Source organism: Hafnia alvei, from assembly GCF_034424155.1.
GTDB lineage: Bacteria > Pseudomonadota > Gammaproteobacteria > Enterobacterales > Enterobacteriaceae > Hafnia > Hafnia alvei.
Genome location: NZ_CP139992.1, coordinates 1,695,876 through 1,721,270, shown reverse-complemented (window position 1 = coordinate 1,721,270; position 25,395 = coordinate 1,695,876). Strand labels below are relative to the sequence as shown.

The following is a 25,395-nucleotide window of genomic DNA, read 5'->3' as shown; positions in this document are numbered from 1 at the left end:
TAATTTTTTATAATACAACTTTGTTAGCTCTATAAATGCCAACAGCAACTCATTCTTGAAAAAGACACATATAAACCCGCACTAGGCGGGTTTATATGTAATTCTGGTAACATACCAAATTAACGTTAAATATCGCTCAATTTATTCATTTTTGCAAGCATCACGTCATTAAAGTTAGGCTTGTTAGCTGATCTTGTCTCGATCGTGTCATGTAGAGAAGTATTATCAAGGCTATGGCAAACCATCAATATGCCTCGCCAGTGGATAGCATAATTAGTTGACCAATTATTCAACTCAATGCCCATTAGCTTAGCCAACTCAGTCGCGGAATAATTCTTGCCTAGAACTCCACCACAGCTATGTGCATGTTGCTGTACTGCCAGCCATACAAGCCTCGCTATACGTGCCGTCACTTTTTTAGTGATCCGTTTACCTGCTAAGGTTTTTTTATACTCCTCCCAAACATGGGTGGTGATCTGAACTTGATAATCGTATTCAAGATTATGCGCATAACAGTAATAAACCCATGCACGCTGGTGGCCTTCCAACTCAAATACAGCTCGGCGCCAAGAGCTGAGGCAGAATGTTATTTCCTCGATCGGTGGCTTTGGCCTCTTGCCACCGCGTGTCTCTGAACATGCTACAGGGTCAGATTGCCGATACTGACCACCAACCTCGACCGCTGGCCTACGCTTGTATCGTGTTGTATTGATTAACGCAGCCCCCTGAAACGCATCAAGCTGCCCTTTTGTTCTGCTTCCATAATCCGCCAGCGCCAGATTTAAGCGCTCACGAACATATTCTAAGTTACAAGTTCTCATTACTCAGCGCTCCCCACACGTTACGCTTTGAAAATTGCGCCAACACCCAGCGCGTAATTTAAAAATTCAATCAATAGGAATCGCTGATCCCCGTGTTCCTGCTCCCACGCCGCAACGTCCTTGTGCAACTTGTCATGGCACCGTCTGCATAACGGCAACACAAACAAGTCGTGGGCTTTAGTTCCCATCCCGCCCAAGCCGTGATTAATCACATGATGCGGATCGTCAGCTGGTTTACTGCAACCGCAGCACTTTTGCGTTTTTACCCACCGCGTGTATTTCTCACACTCCCACCGCTGTAACTTAGGTTTCAACATAAAGCTCGCTGGTGGCGCTTCATCACCCGAAAGCTTGATAACGGGTTTTACCTGCTCCACAAGCTCGGCAACAATAGAGAATGGATCTGGCTCCCACGGGTTAATATCCGCCTCTTTCGTTGTGCCTCCGATGGTGGAGAGTTCCATCCCAGTAATAGCGTACGCAGGAAGAAGGTCTGCTACACCGTTTAGCGTCGCCCACCAGCACACCTCAGCAAATGAAATCTCTCGCCCTTCACTCAGATCCAGTTTGATACGAATGGCTTCAAGTAAGCACTCAATCCTGTTCTGCATAGCAATCGACATCATGGCTTCTGTGAAGTGCGTGCGTGTACGATTGTCACAACTCCAGCACAACCGAACCGCGCCGCCCTCATAGGGTGTTGTGACTAGCTCTTTATGGTGCCAATCCGCATGCCACTGGCATTCATCCTTCCTATCCAGCCATGTGAGCAAACTATCCAGTCCACCAACTGCTCGATAAACGCGATCATTAGCCCAAAAAGCAGATAGGCGCGGATCTGCGGCTAATATCTGATTTTCGGCAGGGACTTCGCCCGCTGGCAACTTATCAAACTCTTTAGGCACATCAGTGATCATGATGCGCTGGTCTTTGCGGAACTTGTGCGTCAACTGGCCCGGCTTAAGCAAAACTATGCCAGCGTCAGTTTGCGGGAATGCTGTGAGGATCATGCGCATGGTCATAGCAAACCAGCCTTAACATTGCCTATTTTTGCTGTTACTGATTGTTTTTCCTTCAAGGGCGCAATCTCGCCCTTGCCTAATTCCAGAGTAACTTCTTTGTATGAATGAGCTATGCGAGCCGCTGCCGTAGTTAAGTGATCAGGGTCTAGCTCTACACCAACAAAACCAAAGCCCTCAAGGATCGCCGCTTTACCAGTGCTACCGCTTCCCATAAAGGGATCGAGTATCTTCCCGCCTGCTGGTGTCACCAATCGGCACAAATACCGCATGAGTGCTACAGGCTTAACCGTTGAATGATTATTTCGAGCACCACTAGTACGGCCAGCTCCTGCACGCGGATCGTTCAAACCAGCGCTACCCTCTTTACGCCCACCAGTCATTTCTGATGCTGATACGGGAATAAATCGTTCCATACCCTCATCCCGCTCTGATTTGCTGACTTTTGCGCAATAGAAGAAACGTGCTGCAGATGTATCAACTTCAACGCGTGGCTCAGGGTTGGATGTCACATTTTTAAGTGGGCTAAATACCTTATTGCCACTATCCAAACCATCGTTCTTAGCTCTCCCTTGCTGACCTTTCGCGTCTGGAAAGGTAGACACAACATCAGCACTACCATCATGAATGAGATTTGCAGGCCAACGGCCTACCTCATCAGATTGCCAATCATTTGCATCAGGATGTTTTCCATCACGCATATGGGAAAGGAGTCCACCAACACCGCCAGATAAGTTCTCATCGGTGGGAACTCGGCAAAGGTCAATATTCAGCGCACCAGTACCAAAAGATTCCACTGTAGCCTGCACGGTGCCAGATAATGATTTACGGGCCATTACAATCGGCTCGTGCGCTGGCTTCAAAGCTGTTCCCTTGCCTTCGTTCTCCCCGGTAAGGTTTTTTGATTTAGGGAACCCACTGCCATATACCCACATAATCTGGTCGCGAATCTCAAAGCCAGCATCTTCAATATTCACAACTAGCCGGTGATATGTACGCGCTCCACCAAAAGCAAGAAGGTGTCCCCCCGGTTTGAGTACACGCAGGCATTCGATCCACTGCTCTACCGTTGGTACTTGATAGTCCCACTTGTGGCCCATGAAACTTAAACCATACGGAGGATCGGTAACTATCGAATCAACAGAATTATCAGGTAAAGATTTCAAAGCATCTTCACAGCGACCAACCAGAAGTTGATATGTCACGACAGCACCTCCATGACCACGGTTTCCAGCTTGCCGATCTTCTGTTCCATGTCGGCCACTGCATCGAGCAAGGAATCCATTGATTTTTGAACGCTATGCTTGGCCTGCATCACATCGCGTAAAGCCGGTACCAGTGCCTTTTTGATTGCATCACGGGTTGCGCCGTTCTTTTCGAGCTGCTCTGCACGCTTGAGCATTTCCGAGGCCTGCTGGCGTAATAGTTCTGGCGTTGGTGCTACCACTGATTTGCTCACAGAATCCCCCTCTGCTGATCAGCCTTAACCATCAGCTTGATAAACTTGTAATTACGTTCGAAATTGAAAACACGCAGCACTTCAATCCATTGGCGCTTTTCGGCAACCTTGCGCAGGTATTGATCGTTACCCCAATGCGAGCGCCATTTGCGTAAGTGCCACCAGCGGCGAACCTGCTGAATAGTCGCGATCAGCGATAAAACATCGACGCCATGTATCTCGCGGTAACTTGGGTGTCTCATGATGCAGCGCCCCCTCTAAAGCCTTTGGGGATCGATGAATAATCCTGCTTAGAAAAGTCCATATTGACGTAGCTTGATGGTCTAGATTGTGTCCCAATAGGTGCGCTGAGTTTCAGTGATAACTCATCCCATTTTTCACGTAATTTCGATGGACTGAGTATGTTCTTACCCCAGAAACCATCTTGGTTTGCGCGTTTGAACAGCGAACAGATTTGTTTGTACGTCCGACCATCCTGAGCCACCATCAGGCGTATCTCGTTCGCCCACGCTGCCCAGTTTGGTTCTTTCGGCTTGGCAACCTCGTCGCAGGTTTCCGCAGCCTGTTCGTACATCGCTATAATTTTCGACCAGATGAATTCGGCGCAAATGAGATCGTCCTTACCACCCCACTGACGTTTTCTCGCACTGCAAACAACCGCTTGGGGATGGCGTGAGATGAAATCAGCCTCCGATAAATTCTCACCGAGGCTTTCGTCCGGTAGCGTAGCGTCCGGACAAGAAGAGGGTTTTATGATCTGTATGTCTTGATCTGTATAAAGAAAAGATTCCGCACTTTCGCGGTTTCCATTCTGCACTTCCGCAGTTTCCATTCCGCGATTCCGCGGATTTGATTCCGCACTTTCGCGTTTTCCATTCCGCACTTTCGCGGAATCCAGCTCTGGCGGGAAAATCTTAGCGATTAGGGCATCTCCATCAATACGATAATGGGCTGTAGGAGTGCCATTAACCTTTTGGTTTTTAGTCTCAATAATTCCGGGTAGATATTTGGTGCAAAGCTTCTTAACCAAGCGACCTACCTGATCCTCACTCAGGGTTTCTAAGTCTTCCCCCATCTCTTTGTGGCTCTTATAGAACCATCCACCTTCGCATGAAGAATCGACGCCAGACCAAAATACGATCTGGTTCAACAAAGCGCCTAGGACGAGTGCCTGCTGATCGCCAGCAAAAAACCTGACGTAAGGCCGAGGTATTACGATGGAGTTTTTCTGACCAGATAGAGACTGAACAACATCAAATATACGGCTCATATCAGTCCACCATCAGCTCAGAGGCGTAACGATCAGCAAGCCATTGCAGGCCCAGCGGCGTTACGCGGGTTTGAGTGAAAGCATGACCAAATTCAGATGTGCCGGTTTTCACGCAGAATAAGCCGTTTCGCTGGTGGATTGAGGATGGCAATAAGTTGCGAGACTGACGAAACAGAACCTTGTCACGCAATAGCGCCTCTATCATCGACTTTTCAGCCATGCGTAGAATCTTGGCGCTTTCACGTAGGCTCTTAGCACCAGCGGCATCAACGAAATGATCGACAAACGCCACCTTTGGCGCATCCTGCTGAACCTTGTACTCGAGCGCGGCTTTCTGTTCTGCCATATCAGCAGCAAGGCGCAATGCTTCTGGTAATGATTGAGGAAGTGCTGGAGTGCTATTTTCCAGCTCTTGCCAACGGTCAACGACAGCCGCAGTGAACAACGGAGACAAACGGGCAACCAATATCAACGAGTCTCGCTTGTTAAACCGATACTCCTGGTACGTATTCCCGTTATGCTCAAAATCGAACTGCGCCAACGGCGCGGTTAAAATACCCGCACCCACTAGGCGTTCGGCTGAACGTTTAACATCACCGTGTTTGCTTTTAACTAACTCTGCGATTTCACGGCTGCTCATCATTGGCTGCGCTGAGTTCATAACCTGATGGTTTTGATATGGCGCCATGCCAGTTACATTAAGATTTGTCATAGAGCCCCCAGCGTCTTTTTATTACACCCACAATTGCCGTGGCTCTGCTGTGGTTACACGGCACCCATCGTTTTGCTATTCTTCGTTCATACCGTAACGGAGCTGGCGGCAAAGCATTTCTTACCGGCTTACAGCGCAGTTGCGGAAGATGAGAATTTATTGTTAAATTGCTCACGCGGTTATTTCTCCACACACTGATTTAGTCGCACCCGACGCCAAGAGCTGCATACTCTTGGCGTCACCCTCTCCCCACAGCATTTCTGAAATCACCCAAATCTCGGCTATCAAAGACTGTGCTCGATAACCTTTAGCACGTAGGCGTTTGCTTTCTTCTCGGTCAAGCACGCCATCATGGGTGAACTCGTTATGAGCTCGGCTAAAATCACCCAGAGCCGCCAGCAGGTCGTTAAACTTGTGCAGCAACTCTTCATTCCCGACCTGATCCACATCAGGCAGTTTCACGAACACACCACCAGCACGCTTACACATAGCTTCGGTAATATCCGTGCGACCGGAAAAAGCCTCCATTTGAATGACCATGCCGAACGGCACCATTTGCCCACCAATCTGGCGAACGCGATTACTTAGCGCGTTATGGGTCCCATCGTGTGATAGCTGTTGCGCCATCGCTTCATACCCACCCGGTGTCGATGTGATCAGCTTGTGCATTGCTGCTGTCATATCTGCCGGGGCTGGAAAATTCTTGTTGTCCACAGTGCTGGTCTCTCTTTTGTGGTTTTAATCGCTCTCAATACCCTTTAGATTTAGGGCAAATATCTGGACGTAGCTCAGTCTTAGAAACTCCGCCGTGGGTTTCATTTTCTAGACGTAGCCGTCCCACAGTAAGACTTCTGGTACTGATAGAACTGTTAAAGAACGGTGTTGTTGCTCGAGTTGCTTCACGGTAAGCAGCATCGTCATACTTCAGGGCACCAGCAGTAACGATTTCCAATCGATAGGCGTCTTTTTCAGGGATAATATCTTTCCACTGAGATACTGCCGCATCGCTAATACCTAGGGCTTTTGCTACAGCTCGCTGGGTTCCGAAGTAGTCAATAACGGTTTGTTTGTACATAGACCTGCCTCGAAATTAAAGAACTCTTAAATATTAATCTAAAGGAATCTTAAGTCAATAACATTTAAGATGTCTTAACTATGAAAAATGAAACTATTGGCGATCGCATTCGTGCGCGCCGGAAAGAGCTGAAGTTATCTCAAATGAAACTCTCGTCTTCTGTCGGAGTGTCTAACGTCGCCATTTCACAATGGGAGAGAGATGAGACGGAGCCTACTGGTGATAACCTTCTTTCACTGGCAACGGCTTTGAAGTGCTCGCCCCAATTCATTATTCGAGGCGACACTAATACAAATGACAACATCGAGTATTTGGGACCAAATAGGCCAAAGGGAGACTATCCGCTTATTAGTTGGGTAAGTGCGGGGATGTGGTGTGAAGCCATTGAGCCGTATCACCGAAGTGGAATAGATCGCTGGTATGAAACAACCGTTGATTGTTCAGAAGGGTCGTTTTGGCTTGAAGTTAAAGGCGATTCTATGACTGCGCCTTCTGGGCTGAGTATACCAGAAGGAACAGTGATACTAGTCGATCCAGAAGTGGAAGCTGTAAGCGGAAAGTTAGTAGTTGCCAAACTTGAGAGTGAGAATGAAGCGACGTTTAAAAAGTACGTCGTTGATGCTGGACATAGATATCTGAAACCACTTAATCCGCAGTACAGCATGATACCGATTAATGGTAACTGCAGAATTGTTGGAGTTGTCGTTGACGCTAAGATAGCCAACCTTCCGTGATACTGGTTTAGCCCAATGGGCTGAGGATACGTTCTAGGTGGTTGGAAATTAAACCTTGCTGAAAAAACTATAAGGAAAAATGGTAACTATATGAATATAGCAGACAAAAATAACTTCAAAGAAATACAACCAACTAAAGACTATATTAATGCCTACGCTGAAGTTGCAGGTTGTACCATTTTCCGCATAAATGATACCGATAGAATGGCCAATTTTATGTTCATAGTAAATGAACCAGTCCCCTATGTAGACATTCGTGGAGAAATCAGCAAGCAGGACTATGAAAAGAAGAAAGTAGCATCAATAACAATGACATATAAACAGGCTGAGGCTTTCTATTTATCCCTAAAAAAACAGTTTGAAGGTAACTAATTATGGCCTATCCGGCTGATAATAGTGTTGGAAAACCTTTTTTTGGGTATATGACCAGTAGTGGACCAGTGATAATATCCCATCCTGAACTTACATCTTTTGATGTTTTCCAAGTTATAGAAGATTCTTATACTTCTAGTGGAGGGAAAACTACCAATAATGGGGGGGGAGGATTGGAAAAACGTCTAGCAGTTCTCGAGGCTGAAGTTTCTCACATCAAAACGGATGTTGCTGATATTAAGTCTGACCTGAAAAAAATGCAGACTGAAACCTCAAATCTGAGTAGAGATGTTGCTGTTATTCTGCAGAAAGTAGTTGATATCGATTCAAATATATCAAAAAAACCCAGTTCAAGTGAAATGATAGCAGCGATAGCATCAGCCACAAATAAGCAAATAATTTGGACTCTTGGCATAGCAATGGCCATCTTAGGATTTGCAAAGTACATTTTCTAACCCCGCCGCCGAGCGGGGTTTTTATTGCCCTCACTCCTTCATCACCTCCGCTGCCATTATGTACGTCGCCCTTCTCTTCTCGTCATACTCAATCTGAGCGAAAGATTCCAACATCGAAATGATGTACTCCTTAGTCACCTCTTGCTTGTAAGACACCAAATTCAGCGTTGCCTTACCCACAGCTTCGCATAGGTCGTTGTAGCCGATCGCGTTCTTGTTCATATATCCTCCTGTTTTGCTGACTCTACCACTATGGACAATTTAGGACACGGCAAACAAATAAATTAAGTTATCTTCACATTAAGCTTGACGTTAAATTTAAGTTGTCTTAAATTAGTTTTATCAACACAGCATGACGCAAGACGAGCATACAACGTAAAGAGCACTATCTGTGATTAAGGATTCAGAGCCAATAGGTGTCATTCCCAAACCGATAGCTGTTAGAAGCATCATTTAGTGCTCTTTACGTTGTGGTGTAGCTCAGTTGGTAGAGCGTCGCAAGCGTTCATAGCGTAGCGGGTACGCGCTGGTTCAAGTCCGGCTACCACAGCTCATTTGTGTGGAGAATTATTAGAGATCCTATCTGTTTGTGTGAATTTTCATTAATTCGCACCGGGGAAACTCATATCTAAAAAACGTGTGGAGAAATAATCGTATGAAACTGGCTCAGATTAAAAACGCCATCGTATTCAAAGCAACACTACCAAATGCTGACCTACTGGAAGGCCACATGAAGGAGTGCATGTTCTCTGATATATCGGAAACAGAATTCGCTCGTTCAGGCTTCGCTGTAAATACCATCACTGGCGAACTCGTTACCCCAATTACTGGCGGGTACACAATCACCGTTCGTCGTGACGAGAAAATCATTCCATCCTCAGTAGTAAACAAAGAAGTTGAGACTCGCGTTGCAGCGATCGAGTTGAACTCTGAATGCAAGTTAAAACGAAAAGACAAGGCCATTATCAAGAACAACGTGATTGTGGAATTATGCAAAACTGCATTTGTTAAAACTACCTATCTCTTTGCTTATTACGATGAGGCCAACAAGCTTTTAATTGTTGCCACCGGTAGTAAGCCACTATCTGACATCGTTGTTAGTCTACTGGTTAAAGCATGCGGTTCAGTTAAGACCGAGACCATCAATGTTAGTGACGTCAAACATGGCCTCACAACCCGACTCAGAACCTATCTAACATCTGGCCTTGAGCCATTCGAAGGATTTCGCTTCTCTGATTTTATCCAGCTTGGTCGCTTGGGTGATCAAAAAGAAATCATTAAATATTCCGGATCTGAAATCGACGATATGCAGCAAGAAATTATCGATAAGTTAGATGCCGGTTTTATTGTTGAGAAAGTTCGCCTCGATATGGATGGGATTAGCTTCCAGTTAACTGAAAAGTTTCATTTTAAAGCGATCAACCTTCTCTCAGATATTAACTACCAAAATGAAGACGATCTTCCGTACCGCTGGCGCCAAGAGGCTGGCGTCAAACTTTTCTTTATGCGGACAGTGGTTTTAGGTCTGGTTTCAGTTCTTGAATACAAGGCAGAAAAATAACTCTGATATTTGCGCTGGTTATTCCAGCGCTTTAAGAGGTGATCCTCATTAGTTGGAAAAATTCATTCAGGACAACATAAAGAAAACACTACTGCAGGAGGGGTTCTCCGAATCTCTCGCTGTGGGGGGGGGCAAACCAAGGCGTAGATCTATACCGCCGCATGTCCCAAGCATCACGTAAAGGCCAGATGTTCGATGACTGTTTAAAGCATGCAAGAGTATGGGCTAATCGTTATGGGTTGGCTGAGGACAAACCTGCATCAGTAAAGAAAACGAAAAAGCCGAACCAAACAAAAACGTTATTTTAATGTGTGGAGAAATGACCATGAGATTAAATGAATTACCCCCAAAGACGTTAATTAAGCAAGCGCATGCAGGCGTGAAGCTTATTAATGATCAATATCCAGAAGCAGCGGCAATATTACGTGAAGCCATTACACAGTTTGATGTATTGCGTGAGGTCCACCAGCTGACCAACAACAAAGTTAAAAAGCTCGCTATTGAAGCAAAGCCTAATGATGTTGTTTGTGTTTTTGGTAAGTGCTATCGGCTGCGGTACATCAACTATTACGGGAACCATACAGTATTGCACTTTCAGCCAGCTAAAGAGCCGCTATCTCCATATACAGAAAATGATGTGATCAGCCTCGATTTAGCAAATGACATTCTGATTGAGGTTGTGGGAGATCTGAACAATGTCTGAATTAACAACTGAACGTTTAGAAAAAAGAATCAAAAACTGTATCGAAGTCGGGAACGGCTGCGTGATGTTGCCTGTCAGCGTGGCAGAGGAGTTATTGGCGCTCAGGAAAGCAGCTGAGAAGCTTGTTCGTTGTAAAGGCCGCTATCACTCCGAACAAAATTATTGCGCCCTAGCTGCATTGTTTGGCGTGACTGTTCCTGACTTACCTCCATTGCTTAGCGATGAAGCACCCGCACAACCTGTAATAGCGGAACAGTGGCGTTCGTTTGTTACTGACGCAGACATTGCAGCGTTACACCGCTTTGTTGAGTGCTGTGACGATCCAGAATCAGGCGGTCACGATCTGGAAAAAGAACAGGTGCAGCGGCTTGAACAAATCGGAGCGCTACAGCGTTCAGGTCGAATTAGCTATATCACTGATTTTGGCGATTATCTGATTTCCGTAGCCCCAGCACAGGAGCAAAACAATGGATAACCCAACCCTTCAAGCACCAGAAATAGAAGAATGTTCGAGCTGTGGCAACGAAGCGCCAACCTATACAAAAGACTGCCCACATTGCGGGATGGAGAAATGTGACCAATGCGATGCGGGTGACGATACGAGCTGCATAAATTGTGAGGGTGAATAATATGATTAACACTATCGTGATCGATACCGAAACTATGGATGTGCGCCCTTCTGCTCTCATCCTATCTATCGGCGCTTTTGCTTTTGATGTTGCCAATCTGGAAGGTACTCGCGAATCTATTCTGGCTGTAAGCCGTGAGCCTGAGCTTTCTGACTATTCAGCTAATGCGTTCTACTGCCTGCTTGATGCTAACGACCAGCTGATGCTTGGGCGCTCTGTCTCAAAAGATACACAGCATTGGTGGAGAAATCAGAAGCAGGATGCGCAGGAAGCATTATCCGGCGATCGTGAATCGTTAGCTGACCAGCTGCTTAATCTGAATAGTTGGATTGCTCAACATACTGGCGCCACGATTTACTTTCGCGGTACCGACTTTGATGGCTCGATTCTAGAAAGCGCATACCGCGCGTGCCACATGGAATGCCCGTGGAAGTACAACGGCAAGCGCGACGTTCGGACGTACATCGATGCGCTCACTGGTGGCAAAAAAGGTTATGTTCCTGACCACCAGCCATACTTCCAGATGATTAAGCACAACGCGCTTCATGACGCGATGAATGATGCCGAGCAGATGGCGATCGCTAAAAACTATTTTACCGCCGTAGTTAAGGTTGCATAGGCATATAGGAGGAGTTAATGCAGGAACTCACCAAGCAACAACGTGCCGTGCTAAACGTTATAACAAGTTACATTCAGCGAAATGGTATATCACCAACGGTTAGCGAGATTTCGGAGGCTATGGGGTTCAAATCCCCAAACTCCGCCACCTTGCATCTCAAGGCATTAAAGAAGAAAGGTGCTATAGCAATTCGCGATAGAACATCACGAAGCATTACAGTGATTGATGGCGGAAATAGCCCGCTGTGCATTCCAAGTGTTAACGACAGTAACTATTGGTTTGATGGGGTTTTCCAGCATAGGCGCTATGAGCGTGATGTGTATAGAAGCCTAGAATTAGCTGGAGTGATCGTGGATGTAAAAGCTAGCCATGTGGAGAATAAAACGTGAATACAATCTTTTTACTAATGGCGGAATATGAAACAGCCTCAATCCCGCTTTCCATCATAGCTGATAAATACCTTGGGATGAAACCAGAAACAGCCGCGGTCAGAGCAAACGAAGGTTCCTTACCAATACCAACCTTCCGTTTGGCTGATTCAAATAAATCCCCTCGAATGATTCACTTACAGGATTTGGCTGAATTCATCGACCATCGGCGAGATATAGCACGCCAAGAATTGAAAAAGTGCCAAGTAAAGTGAGGGGATAAGGCGGCTATTATTGGATATTCAGGGGTGCTTTTTGGAGACATCAGCACCCCAATAGCACACCACGAAATCACAACTTATTGTTTTTATTAATTGTTATATCCGGTGGCAAGTCGGGGCGGTATTATCCGGTATCTTTCAACAGATTGGAATTGATTAAAGACAAAAAGAACGCATTCAGCGCAAACGATTACCCTTACCCACTCATTTATAGGCATTTAGTGACGTTTACGTTTTGTGATAGCGGCAAGATATCCGATTTCCTATATAAAATTTTTGAACTTAAAAGAATAAAAAGAAATTTTTAATAACTTATTTTGCCTGCTAGGGTGAAATGGAATTTAAATTTAACATTCCATTTACGCTTATCTGGAGCCTTCTATGGTTATTGTTTCTCTGGCTGGCAGCCCAAAACAGCCATCACGCTCTTCCGCCCTACTCGCAGTTGCTCACCGCTGGCTTGCTCGTTATAACGTAGAAATCGTGCATTTTAGCCTGCAAGATTTCGTGGCCGAAGATCTCTTATTTGCCAATTTTAATAGCCCACAAATACTGGCGTTGAACTATGCGTTGAGCCGAGCAGACGGCCTGCTGGTCGCCACGCCGGTTTATAAGGCGGCTTATTCTGGCGCATTGAAAAGTATTCTAGATCTGCTTCCCGAACGTGCGCTTGAGCACAAAGTGGTGCTTCCGCTTGCGACCGCAGGATCGTCCAATCACTTTTTAGCCTTGGACTATGCACTCAAGCCCGTACTGAGCGCGTTAAAAGCTCAAGAAGTACTACACGGTGTTTTTGCAACCGACATACAAATTGATTACGCCTCGCGGGAAGCTACGCTCGATGCGGGTCTGGCAGAACGCCTAGAAGAGTCACTGACCACATTTTATGCCGCCATACAGCGTAGAGGACTATCTCTAACGGCAAAAGAACACGTGACCAGCCATGAATAAAAAAAGCCCCGCGATACATGCTGCGGGGCTCCAGTTTAGTGCTTTAAATCAATCGTTATGCATTGAGCGCTTTGGTGATTTTCTCAAATAAATCGCCAGACAGATTTTCCAATCCTTTCAGCTCTTCCAACGATTTACGCATCAGAGCCTGACGGCCTTCGTCATAGCGTTTCAAACGGATCAGTGGTTCGATCATGCGTGCCGCAACCTGTGGGTTGCGGGTATTCAGATCTTTTAAGATCTCGGTTAAGAACGCATAGCCCGAACCGTCTGCCGCGTGGAAGGCTGACGGATTAGCCTGTGCAAATGCTCCCACCAGCGAGCGAATGCGGTTTGGGTTGCTCAGCGTAAATGAACGGTGTTTAAGCAGCGCTTTCACATTGTCCAAAACTAACGCTGACGGACTGGTCGCTTGCAGCATAAACCACTTGTCCATCACCAAACCATCTTGATGCCAGCGTTCGTCAAATTCAGCCATCAGGCGGTCGCGGCACGGCAGCTCTGCGCCAACGGCAGCCGACAGTGCAGCTAACGAATCGGTCATGTTGTTCGCATTTTCATACTGACGTACCACTAATTCGTCGGCCAACACCACATCTTCGCCAAAGGCTAAATAGCGCAGGCAGACGTTACGCAGCGAACGTTTGGCAATATCAGCATGGTCAATGCGATATTCAGGCGTGCGGTTATTGTTGTAAACCGCCAGCCATTCGTCCGCCATTTCTTTAGCCAGTAGACGTGTGATTGCCGCATGCACCGCTCCGATCGCTTCAGGATCGATGATGCGAAACAGCTCGGCCATTTCATTTTCAGATGGTAGCGTCAGAATTTGTGCCGCCAGTGCAGGATCCAAAGTTTCATCCAATAGCACCGCGCGGAACGCATCAACAACATGCATTGGCAGCGACAAAGGCTGATTCTGCTGGAATTTCGCAACGTTGAGGCGCACATATTTTGCCAACAGCATTTGAGCCGCATCCCAACGCGAGAAGTCATTGCGCGCATGCTGCATCAAGAAACTTAGCTGCTGATCGCTATACGGATACTCTAATTTTACCGGCGCCGAGAACTCACGTAATAAAGAAGGAATAGGCTTATGCGGAACGTTATCAAAGGCAAAGCTTTGCTCTGACTCCGTCACATTAAGCACGTTACTCACCGACTCACCGTCAATCATCAACGGGATCACATTACCCTGCGGATCGTAAAGCTCGATATCCAGCGGAATATGCAACGGTAGCTTATCGGCTTGTTCGGAAGTCGGTGGGGTTTGCTGCGTGACGTAGAGACGATATTGTTGATGCTCGGCATCATACTCATCGCGCACGCTAAGCTCTGGTGTGCCCGCTTGGCTGTACCAACGGCGGAACAATGTCAGATCAACGCCGGAAGCATCTTCCATCGCCTGCACAAAATCATCACAGGTCGCCGCACTTCCATCATGACGTTCAAAATAGAGCTTCATGCCTTTCTGGAAGTTTTCTTCACCTAACAGCGTATGCATCATACGAATAACTTCAGAGCCTTTTTCATATACGGTTAACGTATAGAAGTTATTCATCTCGATGACTTTATCAGGACGAATCGGATGCGCCATTGGGCTGGCATCTTCTGCAAACTGCGCACCGCGCATTACGCGAACGTTATCAATGCGGTTTACCGCACGTGAACCTAAATCCGAGCTGAATTCTTGATCGCGGAAAACGGTTAAACCTTCTTTCAAACTTAGTTGGAACCAATCACGACAGGTGACGCGGTTACCGGTCCAGTTATGGAAATATTCATGTCCAATAACCGCTTCAATGCCCAGATAATCTTTGTCAGTCGCGGTTTCCGCTTTAGCCAGAACATACTTGGAGTTGAAAATGTTCAGGCCTTTGTTTTCCATCGCGCCCATATTAAAGAAGTCGACGGCAACAACCATATAGATGTCGAGATCGTACTCAAGGCCAAAGCGGGTTTCGTCCCACTTCATTGCATTTTTTAGCGATGTCATCGCCCAGCCAGCACGATCTAAATTACCACGGTCAACGTAGAGCTCTAATGCAACGTCACGGCCGCTTTGTGTAGTAAAGCTGTCGCGCAGAACGTCAAAATCACCGGCAACCAGAGCAAACAAGTAGCTTGGTTTTGGGAATGGGTCTTCCCATTGCACCCAGTGGCGCCCATCCTGCAACTCACCTTGCGCGATGCGATTACCGTTAGACAGCAGGAACGGATAGCGTGCTTTATCCGCCACGATACGCGTGCGGAAGCGAGCCAGAACATCTGGGCGATCCAGATAATAGGTGATATGGCGGAAACCTTCGGCTTCGCACTGGGTGCACAGCGCATCGCCAGAAAGATAAAGACCTTCCAATGCGCTGTTTTTGGCCGGATGAATTTCATTCACAATCGTCAACGTGAATGTTTCTGGCAGATTTTCAAGAATGAGCTGATTCTCTGATTCGCGGTAATGCTCCCAAGGAGCATCATTCACGCTGACACTTTTTAGGGTGAGATCTTCACCGTTGAGAATAAGAGGCGCCTGGGCGGCACCCTGACGTTTAACTTGGCTGACTGCGGTAACCGTGGTTACCTCTGCGTCCAAATCAAAATCCAGAGCCAGATCGGTGATCGTATAATCTGGCGCTTGATAGTCGTGACGATACTTGGCTTGTGGTTGTTGTGTCATAAATACCCTTGTAGGCTTCGCCGATGATATACCCAAATAATTTCAGATGACGGTATCGCGGTAGACCGCGTCATTGCTGGGTAGCCACTGACTAAAAATCAGCACCCTAACCAACCATTAACTAAACTGTATCACACCGATCAAAAAATCGAAGCTCTGCCTAGAAACTCCGGTGCGTTTGCCTGTTATTCACGCAAGTGTTATCAGAAGCGCCCCACGAGAAACCAAGCGTCGTGCCACTTTTAGACCGTAAGCAATAAAGGCTAGCTAAACATTGGGTATAATGGAGCAAGATTATTCTCAGTCCTAAATACTTACTCTGAGTAGCGATATTCTGACATAATGATCAGAGTTACCGTTTAAAGTTTCTTGTTCATTACGCCCGCCTTAGCGGCCAGTGAGACATTCAATGAGCTCCTCGAAGTTCTAAAACAGAAAACAGCGTGCATGAAGCTAAAAAACCTTATCTACATTTTCACCACGGCGTTGGTGTTCTTTTTTGGTATTTTTATCTATAGCTCATTGCATAAAGCACATGTCGATTTCGCACAAAACCAGCAAAACCTCTATAAAGTTAAACGGCTACGCGACCTAACTGAAGTTTTTCAATCTGCACTTTTAGTTCATCGATTAAAGCGCATCAGCTTCATGAGCGATGCAATTACACAAAGTGAAATCCTTGATGCAGAAAAACAGGTCAGATTGCATGCCGATGCGCTGGTTTTACCTCCTTCAGACAAATCCGCAACAGAATTAGAAAAACAAACCCATGAGATGTTTAATCGAGCAAAATTCTTCGTCTATCGGCTGACCGCCAATGATAATCAGGAATTATCCGCTGCCGGTCATTTGATGCAGGCACAGCTTGATTTGAAGAGCTCCTATTATATAACCGAGCTCAATAAGCTTTATTTTTTGTACGTCTATAACACCACTCTATCTGATACGCATTCGTATAAATTTATTGAAAGCGTTCGCTTGAATAATCGATTAACACTCACCGCAACCGAGCTTATCGACCAGTTAGTCGATATCAAAACGGATGAAGTGAAACGTAATCAGTCTTATCTACGCTCGATAGAATTGATTGGTGTACTGGACTCACTGCGCTCGCGGGTCGATTTTATTATTGCTACGGCGCCGGATGAAGCGCAGCCCTCAGCAAATATTGATGAGTTATTAAGCAAACTCAGCAAAGAGAGCATGCAGCATCTCACCGCAGATCTCACTAGCGTAATGCAAAGCCGTTCATCTAATGCGTTCGATGGTTTCTATCGCTATATCATCGGTATTGATAAAGCCTCTGCTATCTTTGTGAATAACAGCTATGACCTTGAGTTACATGAATTAGAAAAGAAAATAAGCGTTAGCCGAGTACAACTTTACGGCATGATTTCATTATGCTGGCTACTTGCTCTATTCATCGTTATGCCGATTTTGGTTTTTTCATCCAAAATAAGCCTGTGGCTGACGCTCACCAATAAAAACATCATGAAGTTATCTCAGGGCGATCTCGACATATCTCCAGATAATTCGATCATGACTGGAGAGCTATCGGCAATATCCGACGCGATCAATCAGCTACGTCAGAATCAAATAGAAAAGCGCCTGCTAGAAACTGAAAAGCAGGAACTTATCAATGAGCTACTCGAAGCCTCTTCAACCGATCCGTTGACCAATATTTATAATCGCCGCAAATTCTTCAATCAGTGCAGTCAGATCACCGAAGATGACTATCCTCTCGCGTTCTGTCTTATTGATATCGATAATTTTAAAAGATTGAATGATCGTTATGGTCATGACGTTGGCGATTTGGCACTTATCGCCTTTAGCCAAATGCTGGAACAATCGCTGCCAAAAAGTACGGTTTATTGCCGCTACGGCGGAGAAGAATTCGCTATCTTAATTAAATATGAAAATATGCAGCAATCGATGAGAATTATTGATGTCGTGCGTCATCGTACCGAAATGCTGAGTATTGCCATCCCAAATAAGCCTAGCGTTGGCTTTACTATTAGCTGTGGATTAGCCCGTCTTGATGACTATCAAAATATTAACCACTCTATAAAGCAAGCCGATGAAGCACTCTATTACTCTAAGAAACGTGGAAAAAACCAAGTGAGTTTTTATTCACCAAATGGATTCATTAGCTTTGATGCTAACGATAAAAATGGGTGATATTTGTTCAGGAAACGCGACTAAGATCAAGGTATGAATATTGTACAATTGCACAGCAACTTAATCGGTGCTACTGCAAATGGCACGTTTAATCCTCGACCTATCACATGCCATATGGTGTTATGAGGCTTCAATCTCGGGATAAACTAGGTATACTCCTCCGACTTTGCCGACTATCCCGAACGTGGAATATCCCTGACGAGGATGCAGTAACGCGCCATGACTCAACATGCTTCCCCGATATTAACTTCATTATTGGATACTGACGCCTATAAGTTGCATATGCAGCAGGCCGTGTATCATCGTTACCGCAATCTCTCCGTAGCGGCTGAATTCCGTTGCCGTGGCGACGAGTTACTGGGCAGTTATGCCAACGAAATTATTCAGCAGGTTGCTCTAATGGGCAATCTTGCGCTGACAGATGAAGAATATAACTATCTCAGCACCTTACCTTTCTTCAAAAAAGATTATCTGGACTGGTTGCGCGATTTTCGCTTTAACCCGCAACAGGTCGATATCCGTGACGAAGGCGGCCATCTCAATATCCGCATCACTGGCCCTTGGCGTGAAGTGATCATGTGGGAAGTGCCGCTGCTCGCTGTTATCAGTGAAGTGGTACATCGCGATCGTTCACCTCTGGCAACGGCAGAAATGGCCGTGGCACAGCTGCGTAAAAAACTCGATTCCTTTAAACAGCTGAGCGCAGATATCGATCTTTCTGGCTTTAAGCTGATGGATTTCGGCACACGCCGCCGTTTCTCACACGACGTCCAACGAGCCATTATTGAAACGTTGAAAACGGATTTCCCACATTTAGTTGGAACCAGCAACTATAAGTTTGCCCAGTTGCTGAATCTTGCACCGATGGGAACTCAGGCTCATGAATGGTTCCAAGCCCACCAGCAGATTTGCCCGGTATTAGCGAACAGCCAGCGAGCAGCCCTGCAAGCGTGGTTAGATGAATATCCAGATCAACTCGGTATTGCTCTCACCGACTGCATCACGATGGATGCTTTCCTACGCGATTTTGGCCCACAGTTTGCGAATCGCTACCAAGGGTTGCGTCATGACTCCGGTGAACCGGTTGAATGGGGCGAGAAAGCCATCGCGCATTACCAGAAGCTGGGTATTGATCCGATGACAAAAACGTTGGTGTTCTCCGATAATCTCGATCTTGAAAAAGCCTTGGAGCTCTATCGTCATTTTCATAACCGCATCAATCTTGGTTTCGGTATCGGCACACGTTTAACCTGTGATATTCCCGAGGTTAAACCGCTAAATATTGTGATTAAGTTAGTAGAGTGCAACGGCAAGCCCGTCGCCAAGCTGTCTGATAGTCCAGGCAAAACTATTTGCCACGACAAAGCTTTCGTTAAAGCGTTGCGCAAAGCCTTTGATTTACCGCTGGTAAAAAAAGCCAGTTAATTACTTAGCTTACTCGTTAACGTAATCAATATTATGAGGGCGTATGCAACGCCCTCTTTTTTTTGCCTAAAAAACGCCAATTTTGACTGATAAAATCGATTATTCTTCTTTTTTTCATTCAATCCCCCAATATCTCATCAAGTTCTTGCGATTTGGCTGCGATTTCTTCTTGTGTCTGTTTGCATGACAAGTAACATAGCAACATGCCCGTATTATCTGGGCTGTAGGTTATTTATCATCCAAGATCAATAAAAGAGAGAAATCTATGAGCGTAGTGCCTGTAGTCGACGTACTGCAAGGTCGTGCCGCGGTAGACACTGAAGTCACCGTGCGCGGTTGGGTACGTACCCGGAGAGATTCTAAAGCTGGTATCTCCTTCCTCGCCGTTTATGACGGCTCCTGCTTTAATCCGTTACAGGCCGTCGTTAATAATTCTCTGCCGAATTATGAAAGTGATGTTTTACGCCTGACAACGGGTTGTTCACTGGAAGTCACCGGTAAAGTGGTTGCATCACCGGGTGAAGGCCAGAGTTTCGAGATTCAAGCCACGGAAGTGAAAGTGGTGGGTTGGGTTGAAGATCCAGACACATATCCAATGGCGGCAAAGCGCCACAGCATCGAATATCTGCGCGAAGTTGCTCACTTACGCCCACGCACCAACCTTATTGGTGCGGTTGCTCGCGTTCGTCATACGCTGGCGCAGGCTATTCACCGTTACTTCCACGAAAACGGTTATTTCTGGGTTTCTACCCCACTGATTACCGCGTCTGATACCGAAGGCGCTGGCGAAATGTTCCGCGTTTCCACGTTGGATATGGAAAACCTGCCGCGTACTGACGAAGGCAAAGTCGATTTCGGTGAAGACTTCTTTGGTCGTGAAGCGTTTCTGACCGTATCCGGCCAGCTAAACGGCGAGACCTACGCCTGTGCGCTGTCTAAGGTGTATACCTTTGGTCCAACGTTCCGTGCAGAAAACTCCAACACCAGCCGCCATTTGGCTGAATTCTGGATGGTTGAGCCTGAAGTTGCCTTTGCGGATCTCGACGATATCGCAGGCGTTGCCGAAGGAATGTTGAAATACGTCTTCCAAGCCGTACTTGATGAGCGTGCCGATGACATGGAATTCTTCGCTCAGCGCGTAGACAAAGACGCCATCGATCGCCTGAAGCGTTTTGTCACCTCCGACTTTGCTCAGGTGGATTACACCGACGCAGTTGATATTCTGCTTAAATGTGGCAAAACCTTCGAAAACCCAGTCTACTGGGGTGTTGACCTGTCTTCGGAGCATGAGCGTTATTTGGCTGAACAGCACTTTAAAGCGCCGGTGGTGGTGAAAAACTATCCAAAAGACATCAAAGCGTTCTATATGCGTATGAACGAAGATGGCAAAACCGTTGCTGCAATGGATGTGTTGGCACCAGGCATTGGTGAGATCATCGGTGGTTCTCAGCGTGAAGAGCGTTTAGACGTTCTGGATGCACGTTTAGAAGAAATGGGCCTAAATAAAGAAGATTATTGGTGGTATCGCGATCTTCGTCGTTATGGCACCGTGCCTCACTCTGGTTTTGGCCTTGGATTTGAACGTTTAATCGCCTATGTGACCGGCGTTCAAAACGTTCGTGACGTGATCCCGTTCCCACGCACCCCAAGAAACGCAACCTTCTAATTAAGTAATAAAACAACATTTCAACGTTTTGATCACAAAAAAGGGGCCAGCAATGCTGGCCCCTCTCTTTTTTAAACTTAGACCCCTGTCACAAAGTTCCCAAACTTTTACATTCTGAAACACATTCTTGCGTTTTGTTACTCGAATTATAGTTTTGTATCATTTTCGATGTAGATTATCGCTCTAGTGAATGGAACACTGCGATGCAGACACAGGAAGACACCATACTTTCTCTTTTAGTTCCGTAAGTGATGAAATAGTTCCGCGCAGAATTAAATTAGGCAGTGGCAGGTGTCAAAAAAAAAATAACTCCTTTAGAGGGTAACAATGATGAAACGCAATATTCTTGCAGTAGTGATCCCAGCGCTGTTAGCAGCCGGTGCAGCAAACGCAGCTGAAGTCTATAACAAAGACGGTAACAAGCTGGATCTGTACGGTAAAGTTGACGGTCTGCACTACTTCTCTGACGACAAAGGTTCAGACGGCGACCAGTCTTACGCTCGTTTCGGCTTCAAAGGCGAAACTCAGATCTCTGACCAACTGGCTGGTTACGGTCAGTGGGAATACAACATCAAAGTAAACAACACCGAAAGCAACGGCTCTTCTAAAAACGCAACCCGTCTGGGCTTTGCGGGCCTGAAATTCGGTGATGCAGGTTCTATCGACTACGGTCGTAACTACGGCGTAATCTACGACGTTGAAGCATGGACCGATATGCTGCCAGAATTCGGTGGTGACTCTTACACCAACACCGACAACTTCATGACTGGCCGTACCAACGGCGTTGCGACTTATCGTAACAACAACTTCTTCGGTCTGGTTGACGGCCTGAACATCGCCGCTCAGTACCAGGGCAAAAACGGCAGCGCGACCGAAAGCAACAACGGCCGTGGCTACCAGCAGCAGAACGGTGACGGCTACGGTCTGTCTACCTCTTACGATTTCGGTATGGGCATCAGCGCTGGTGCAGCGTACTCTTCATCTGACCGTACTAATCAGCAAACCGCTCTGGGCCGTCAGGCTGGCAGCAACGTCGCTGGTGGTGACAAAGCTGATGCATGGACCGCTGGTCTGAAATACGACGCTAACAACGTATACCTGGCAGCTATGTATGCAGAAACTCGCAACATGACTCCATTCGGTTCTACCGGTGTTGCTAACAAAACTCAGAACTTCGAAGTTGTTGCACAGTACCAGTTCGACTTCGGTCTGCGTCCATCCGTTGCTTACCTGCAGTCAAAAGGTAAAGATCTGGGTCAATACGCTGCAAATGGCGCAACCTTCAACGGTGGCGACCAGGATCTGGTTAAATACGTTGATGTCGGCGCGACTTACTACTTCAACAAAAACATGTCTACCTACGTTGATTACAAAATCAACCTGCTGGATGACAACGAATTCACCAAAGCTAACGCCATCGCAACTGACGATATCGTAGCAGTTGGTCTGGTATACCAGTTCTAATCTGATGGCAACCTCGCGGTTGTAGCAGAAGAGAATCAAAGGCAGAGCTTCGGCTCTGCTTTTTGTTGTCTAGGATTTGACTCTATCCATCACTGATAATTTACCCTTCCCCGTTTTTTGACCGTATTCTACCCCCCTATTTTCTGCCTGATTTTCGGGTTTTCTTCTTATTTTTGGTGCTTTTATCGGCATTGAAGCATTCAGGTAACAACTTTGTATTCTTTTTGTGGCAAACGGTTGGCAAGCTCGCGGCGTAGCGGTAACCTGAGGGTTCTCTGGCTCAATCCCACACATGGAAGCTCTTACATGTTTGAAAATATCCCAGCCGCACCAGCGGATCCGATTTTAGGTCTTGCCGATTTATTCCGTGCCGATGCCCGTACTAACAAAATCAATTTAGGTATTGGCGTCTATAAAGATGAAACAGGTAAAACACCGGTTCTGACCAGCGTTAAAAAAGCTGAGCAGTATCTGCTGGAAAACGAAACCACGAAAAACTATCTGAGCATCGATGGTATTCCTGCTTTCGCTACCTGCACGCTGGAATTACTGTTTGGTAAAGAAAGCCCAATCATTCAGGACAAACGTGCTCATGCGGCTCAAACCCCAGGTGGGACTGGTGCTCTGCGTGTGGCAGCCGATTTTATTGCCAATAAAACTTCAGCTAAGCGCGTATGGGTGAGCAACCCCAGCTGGCCTAACCATAAAAGCGTATTTAACGCCGCAGGGCTTGAAGTACGCGAATATGATTACTACGATGCCGCAAATCATCAGTTAGACTTTGCAGCCCTCCAGAACAGCTTAGAGCAAGCAGAAGCCGGTGATGTGGTTCTATTCCACGGTTGCTGCCATAACCCAACCGGTATTGACCCAACGCCAGAACAATGGGAAGCGCTGGCAGAAATGTCTGTTGCCAAAGGTTGGTTACCGCTGTTTGACTTCGCCTACCAAGGTTTCGCCAACGGTTTAGAAGAAGATGCTCAGGGTCTGCGCATTTTCGCAGCCAAGCATGACGAATTGCTGGTTGCGAGCTCATATTCTAAAAACTTCGGCCTCTACAACGAGCGTGTTGGTGCTTGCACATTAGTTGCCGCTGACAGTGAAACCGCCGATAAAGCATTCAGCCAGATTAAAGCGACCATCCGCGCTAACTACTCAAACCCACCAGCGCACGGTGGTTCTGTGGTAGCTACTATTCTGGGTAATGAAGCCCTGCGTACTATTTGGGAACAAGAACTCACTGACATGCGTCAACGCATTCAACGTATGCGTCAGTTGTTCGTTAACACCCTGCAGGAAAAAGGCGCTGAGCAAGACTTCAGCTTCATCATTAAGCAGAACGGCATGTTCTCATTCAGTGGACTCACCAAAGATCAGGTGATCCGCCTGCGTGATGAATTTGGCGTTTATGCCGTAAACTCTGGCCGCGTCAACGTAGCAGGAATGACGCCTGACAATATGGCACCGCTGTGTGAAGCCATTGTCGCCGTATTGAAATAAACACGCATATTGAAACGACAAAAGGAGCCGAAAGGCTCCTTTTTTATGCTGCAAATAACATTTACAACGACGCTACCAAACCGCAGGCTCATCGCGAACAAACGGATTAGTCTGGCGCTCTTGGCCAAAAGTCGACATGGGTCCGTGACCTGGAATAAACGCAACATCATTGCCCAGTGGCCACAGCTTAGTTTTAATTGAGTTAATCAATGCCTGATGGTCGCCACGGGGAAAATCACTACGCCCGACACCACCGCTGAATAACACATCGCCAACCTGCGCCAAGCGTGATTTCTCATTAAAGAAAATCACATGACCCGGCGTATGACCAGGGCAATGGAAAACCTGCAACGTCTCATTACCCACCTGCAAGGTATCACCGTCATTTAACCAACGGGTAGGCACCAAGGGTTCACAATCACTGAGGCCAAACATTTTGCTCTGAGCAGGCAGCCCCTCCAGCCAAAACTGGTCTTCTTCCTGCGGGCCATAGATTGGCACATTTAGGCTTTTCGCCAAATTGCCAGCAGCTCCCACGTGGTCTAAATGCCCGTGGGTCAGCAGAATTTGAGTCACCGTTAAACCCAGCGCTTCAACTTCCCGCTGAATTTTTGCTGCCTCACCGCCCGGATCGACGATCGCGGCCTGAAGCGTCTGCTCGCACCATAAAACAGTGCAATTCTGCTGGAATGCAGTAACGGGAATGATTTTATATTTCATGTTTGCCCCAATATAAAAAACGCCGGCAAAGGCCGACGTTTAGGATCTCTTTGACTACCTAATAATACCGTCTTAAAGCGCCATTACCAATTTCTAACGGGGCCGGTATCAATATGTACGAAATTACTGCGCGGATAATATCCAACGCCACCCGCTCGCATTTTCAATGCGGCTTTACGAATATTGGCTAGCTGAACACCTTCAATATGGAAATCCATCGCCTGACCAAGCGTATGGTAACTGTGTTTCGCCACGCCGCTGCCACGCTCGCGTAATTCATTATTGGTACGTGGAGAACGATAGCCGGAAATAAGCTGAATCGGTTTACGCGTGCCAATCATCGCCTGCAAACGAAAAATTTGATCGAATAAGCGAGGGTCAATACTTTTTACTTTATTCGCACGATAGTCGCGGAACAAATGATTCAGGCGAACTAATTCTTCCTGAATATAGTTTTTACCGTCGAAGAACTCAGCCTTAAGTTGTTCACCGGTATTTAAATTATTGAGTAATAAAATACGAGGACGTGGTGTAGAAAGCGTTGCTAACGCTTGCCCTGGTAGCATTGCCATTCCCATAGCAGCGCCACCTAAAGCCAACCACTTGCGACGATGAATATTAATTGGATCCATGAGATAAGTTGTACTCGGCAAAATGTCTGAAAATCACGCACCAAAGCGCACCGTCAGGCACCATAACCGCCATGGAAGATCGAGTCAACCCGCTACCCGCCAAGGTT

At 46.5% G+C, this 25,395-nt stretch carries 27 protein-coding genes, 1 tRNA gene and 1 pseudogene; 16 read left to right on the top strand and 13 right to left on the bottom strand.

From position 1 onward, the window contains the following. Window positions 1-125: 125 nt before the first annotated feature. The 9 genes from U0008_RS08035 to U0008_RS22535 all read right to left on the bottom strand — a co-directional run bounded on the left by U0008_RS08035 (window position 126) and on the right by U0008_RS22535 (window position 6,356). Entirely contained in the window at window positions 126-821 is a 696-nt protein-coding gene (locus U0008_RS08035) for a bacteriophage antitermination protein Q (RefSeq protein WP_043492426.1), read from the bottom strand. Between the two features lie 20 nt (window positions 822-841). Further along, window positions 842-1,843 carry a DUF968 domain-containing protein gene (locus U0008_RS08030; protein ID WP_226930167.1) on the bottom strand — a complete coding sequence of 334 codons (1,002 nt, stop codon included), beginning with the start codon at window positions 1,841-1,843 and terminating at the stop codon, window positions 842-844. Beyond that, window positions 1,840-3,045, bottom strand: a complete 1,206-nt coding sequence (locus tag U0008_RS08025) for a DNA-methyltransferase (RefSeq protein ID WP_072008159.1) — start codon at window positions 3,043-3,045, stop codon at window positions 1,840-1,842. The genes U0008_RS08030 and U0008_RS08025 overlap by 4 nt, the downstream gene beginning before the upstream one ends. Next, window positions 3,042-3,242 carry a hypothetical protein gene (locus tag U0008_RS08020; RefSeq protein WP_051874111.1) on the bottom strand — a complete coding sequence of 67 codons (201 nt, stop codon included), beginning with the start codon at window positions 3,240-3,242 and terminating at the stop codon, window positions 3,042-3,044. The genes U0008_RS08025 and U0008_RS08020 overlap by 4 nt, the downstream gene beginning before the upstream one ends. A gap of 53 nt (window positions 3,243-3,295) precedes the next feature. Beyond that, a complete protein-coding gene (locus tag U0008_RS08015; RefSeq protein WP_043492419.1) occupies window positions 3,296-3,541 on the bottom strand; it encodes a hypothetical protein in 246 nt (81 codons plus the stop codon). Then, complete coding sequence (locus U0008_RS08010) at window positions 3,538-4,569, bottom strand: phage replication protein O (protein WP_051874107.1); 1,032 nt, start codon at window positions 4,567-4,569, stop codon at window positions 3,538-3,540. The genes U0008_RS08015 and U0008_RS08010 overlap by 4 nt, the downstream gene beginning before the upstream one ends. Before the next feature lies 1 nt (window position 4,570). Beyond that, entirely contained in the window at window positions 4,571-5,257 is a 687-nt protein-coding gene (locus U0008_RS08005; protein ID WP_051874106.1) for a phage antirepressor KilAC domain-containing protein, read from the bottom strand. A 195-nt stretch (window positions 5,258-5,452) separates the two neighbouring features. Next, window positions 5,453-5,950 carry a YmfL family putative regulatory protein gene (locus U0008_RS08000; protein ID WP_412101728.1) on the bottom strand — a complete coding sequence of 166 codons (498 nt, stop codon included), beginning with the start codon at window positions 5,948-5,950 and terminating at the stop codon, window positions 5,453-5,455. 79 nt (window positions 5,951-6,029) lie between these two features. Next, window positions 6,030-6,356 (bottom strand): Cro/CI family transcriptional regulator, encoded by a 327-nt coding sequence (locus U0008_RS22535; RefSeq protein ID WP_080723929.1) that lies wholly within the window; start codon window positions 6,354-6,356, stop codon window positions 6,030-6,032. An 80-nt stretch (window positions 6,357-6,436) separates the two neighbouring features. Here U0008_RS22535 and U0008_RS07990 point away from each other — a divergent pair, with 80 nt between their 5' ends. From U0008_RS07990 to U0008_RS07980, 3 genes are all read left to right on the top strand, one after another. Further along, window positions 6,437-7,090, top strand: a complete 654-nt coding sequence (locus tag U0008_RS07990; protein WP_043492413.1) for a LexA family protein — start codon at window positions 6,437-6,439, stop codon at window positions 7,088-7,090. A 90-nt stretch (window positions 7,091-7,180) separates the two neighbouring features. Then, window positions 7,181-7,462 (top strand): hypothetical protein, encoded by a 282-nt coding sequence (locus U0008_RS07985; protein WP_043492408.1) that lies wholly within the window; start codon window positions 7,181-7,183, stop codon window positions 7,460-7,462. Window positions 7,463-7,464: 2 nt separating this feature from the next. Continuing rightward, on the top strand, window positions 7,465-7,917 hold the full coding sequence (locus tag U0008_RS07980) for a hypothetical protein (RefSeq protein ID WP_248298849.1): 453 nt from the start codon (window positions 7,465-7,467) through the stop codon (window positions 7,915-7,917). Window positions 7,918-7,947: 30 nt separating this feature from the next. On the opposite strand, the gene U0008_RS07975 is transcribed toward U0008_RS07980, so the two are convergent. After that, window positions 7,948-8,139, bottom strand: a complete 192-nt coding sequence (locus U0008_RS07975; RefSeq protein WP_043492405.1) for a hypothetical protein — start codon at window positions 8,137-8,139, stop codon at window positions 7,948-7,950. A gap of 247 nt (window positions 8,140-8,386) precedes the next feature. On the opposite strand from U0008_RS07975, the gene U0008_RS07970 reads away from it, so the two are divergent. The 8 genes and pseudogenes from U0008_RS07970 (at window position 8,387) to ssuE (ending at window position 13,029) form a co-directional block, all read left to right on the top strand. Beyond that, a tRNA-Met gene (locus U0008_RS07970) sits at window positions 8,387-8,467 on the top strand. A gap of 105 nt (window positions 8,468-8,572) precedes the next feature. Then, entirely contained in the window at window positions 8,573-9,478 is a 906-nt protein-coding gene (gene rdgC, locus U0008_RS07965) for a recombination-associated protein RdgC (RefSeq protein ID WP_043492401.1), read from the top strand. Window positions 9,479-9,803: 325 nt separating this feature from the next. Then, entirely contained in the window at window positions 9,804-10,181 is a 378-nt protein-coding gene (locus tag U0008_RS07960; protein ID WP_051874105.1) for a hypothetical protein, read from the top strand. 85 nt (window positions 10,182-10,266) lie between these two features. Further along, window positions 10,267-10,395 (top strand): annotated as a pseudogene (locus tag U0008_RS07955) (ead/Ea22-like family protein); the annotation flags it as partial. Window positions 10,396-10,811: 416 nt separating this feature from the next. Further along, window positions 10,812-11,429 carry a 3'-5' exonuclease gene (locus U0008_RS07950; protein WP_043492393.1) on the top strand — a complete coding sequence of 206 codons (618 nt, stop codon included), beginning with the start codon at window positions 10,812-10,814 and terminating at the stop codon, window positions 11,427-11,429. A 17-nt stretch (window positions 11,430-11,446) separates the two neighbouring features. After that, window positions 11,447-11,818 carry a LexA family protein gene (locus U0008_RS07945; protein ID WP_051874104.1) on the top strand — a complete coding sequence of 124 codons (372 nt, stop codon included), beginning with the start codon at window positions 11,447-11,449 and terminating at the stop codon, window positions 11,816-11,818. After that, window positions 11,815-12,072: a pyocin activator PrtN family protein gene (locus tag U0008_RS07940; protein WP_043492389.1), complete on the top strand. Its 258-nt coding sequence runs from the start codon at window positions 11,815-11,817 to the stop codon at window positions 12,070-12,072. Before U0008_RS07945 ends, U0008_RS07940 begins: the two co-directional genes overlap by 4 nt. A gap of 387 nt (window positions 12,073-12,459) precedes the next feature. Further along, window positions 12,460-13,029: an NADPH-dependent FMN reductase gene (ssuE, locus tag U0008_RS07935; RefSeq protein ID WP_043492385.1), complete on the top strand. Its 570-nt coding sequence runs from the start codon at window positions 12,460-12,462 to the stop codon at window positions 13,027-13,029. A 55-nt stretch (window positions 13,030-13,084) separates the two neighbouring features. Here ssuE and pepN read toward each other — a convergent pair whose 3' ends face one another. After that, window positions 13,085-15,703 (bottom strand): aminopeptidase N, encoded by a 2,619-nt coding sequence (pepN, locus tag U0008_RS07930; RefSeq protein ID WP_043492382.1) that lies wholly within the window; start codon window positions 15,701-15,703, stop codon window positions 13,085-13,087. Window positions 15,704-16,150: 447 nt separating this feature from the next. On the opposite strand from pepN, the gene U0008_RS07925 reads away from it, so the two are divergent. The 5 genes from U0008_RS07925 to U0008_RS07905 all read left to right on the top strand — a co-directional run bounded on the left by U0008_RS07925 (window position 16,151) and on the right by U0008_RS07905 (window position 23,936). Continuing rightward, window positions 16,151-17,881 (top strand): GGDEF domain-containing protein, encoded by a 1,731-nt coding sequence (locus tag U0008_RS07925; RefSeq protein ID WP_043492380.1) that lies wholly within the window; start codon window positions 16,151-16,153, stop codon window positions 17,879-17,881. A gap of 219 nt (window positions 17,882-18,100) precedes the next feature. After that, a complete protein-coding gene (pncB, locus tag U0008_RS07920) occupies window positions 18,101-19,306 on the top strand; it encodes a nicotinate phosphoribosyltransferase (protein WP_043492377.1) in 1,206 nt (401 codons plus the stop codon). 265 nt (window positions 19,307-19,571) lie between these two features. Then, a complete protein-coding gene (asnS, locus tag U0008_RS07915; protein WP_025800991.1) occupies window positions 19,572-20,972 on the top strand; it encodes an asparagine--tRNA ligase in 1,401 nt (466 codons plus the stop codon). Window positions 20,973-21,299: 327 nt separating this feature from the next. Then, complete coding sequence (gene ompC, locus U0008_RS07910; protein ID WP_043492375.1) at window positions 21,300-22,436, top strand: porin OmpC; 1,137 nt, start codon at window positions 21,300-21,302, stop codon at window positions 22,434-22,436. Window positions 22,437-22,742: 306 nt separating this feature from the next. Continuing rightward, window positions 22,743-23,936 carry an amino acid aminotransferase gene (locus U0008_RS07905; RefSeq protein ID WP_025800989.1) on the top strand — a complete coding sequence of 398 codons (1,194 nt, stop codon included), beginning with the start codon at window positions 22,743-22,745 and terminating at the stop codon, window positions 23,934-23,936. Between the two features lie 72 nt (window positions 23,937-24,008). Here U0008_RS07905 and U0008_RS07900 read toward each other — a convergent pair whose 3' ends face one another. Next, a complete protein-coding gene (locus U0008_RS07900) occupies window positions 24,009-24,656 on the bottom strand; it encodes an MBL fold metallo-hydrolase (protein ID WP_043492368.1) in 648 nt (215 codons plus the stop codon). Between the two features lie 83 nt (window positions 24,657-24,739). Further along, window positions 24,740-25,288, bottom strand: a complete 549-nt coding sequence (locus tag U0008_RS07895; RefSeq protein WP_025800987.1) for a peptidoglycan L,D-endopeptidase MepK — start codon at window positions 25,286-25,288, stop codon at window positions 24,740-24,742. Between the last annotated feature and the right edge of the window lie 107 nt (window positions 25,289-25,395).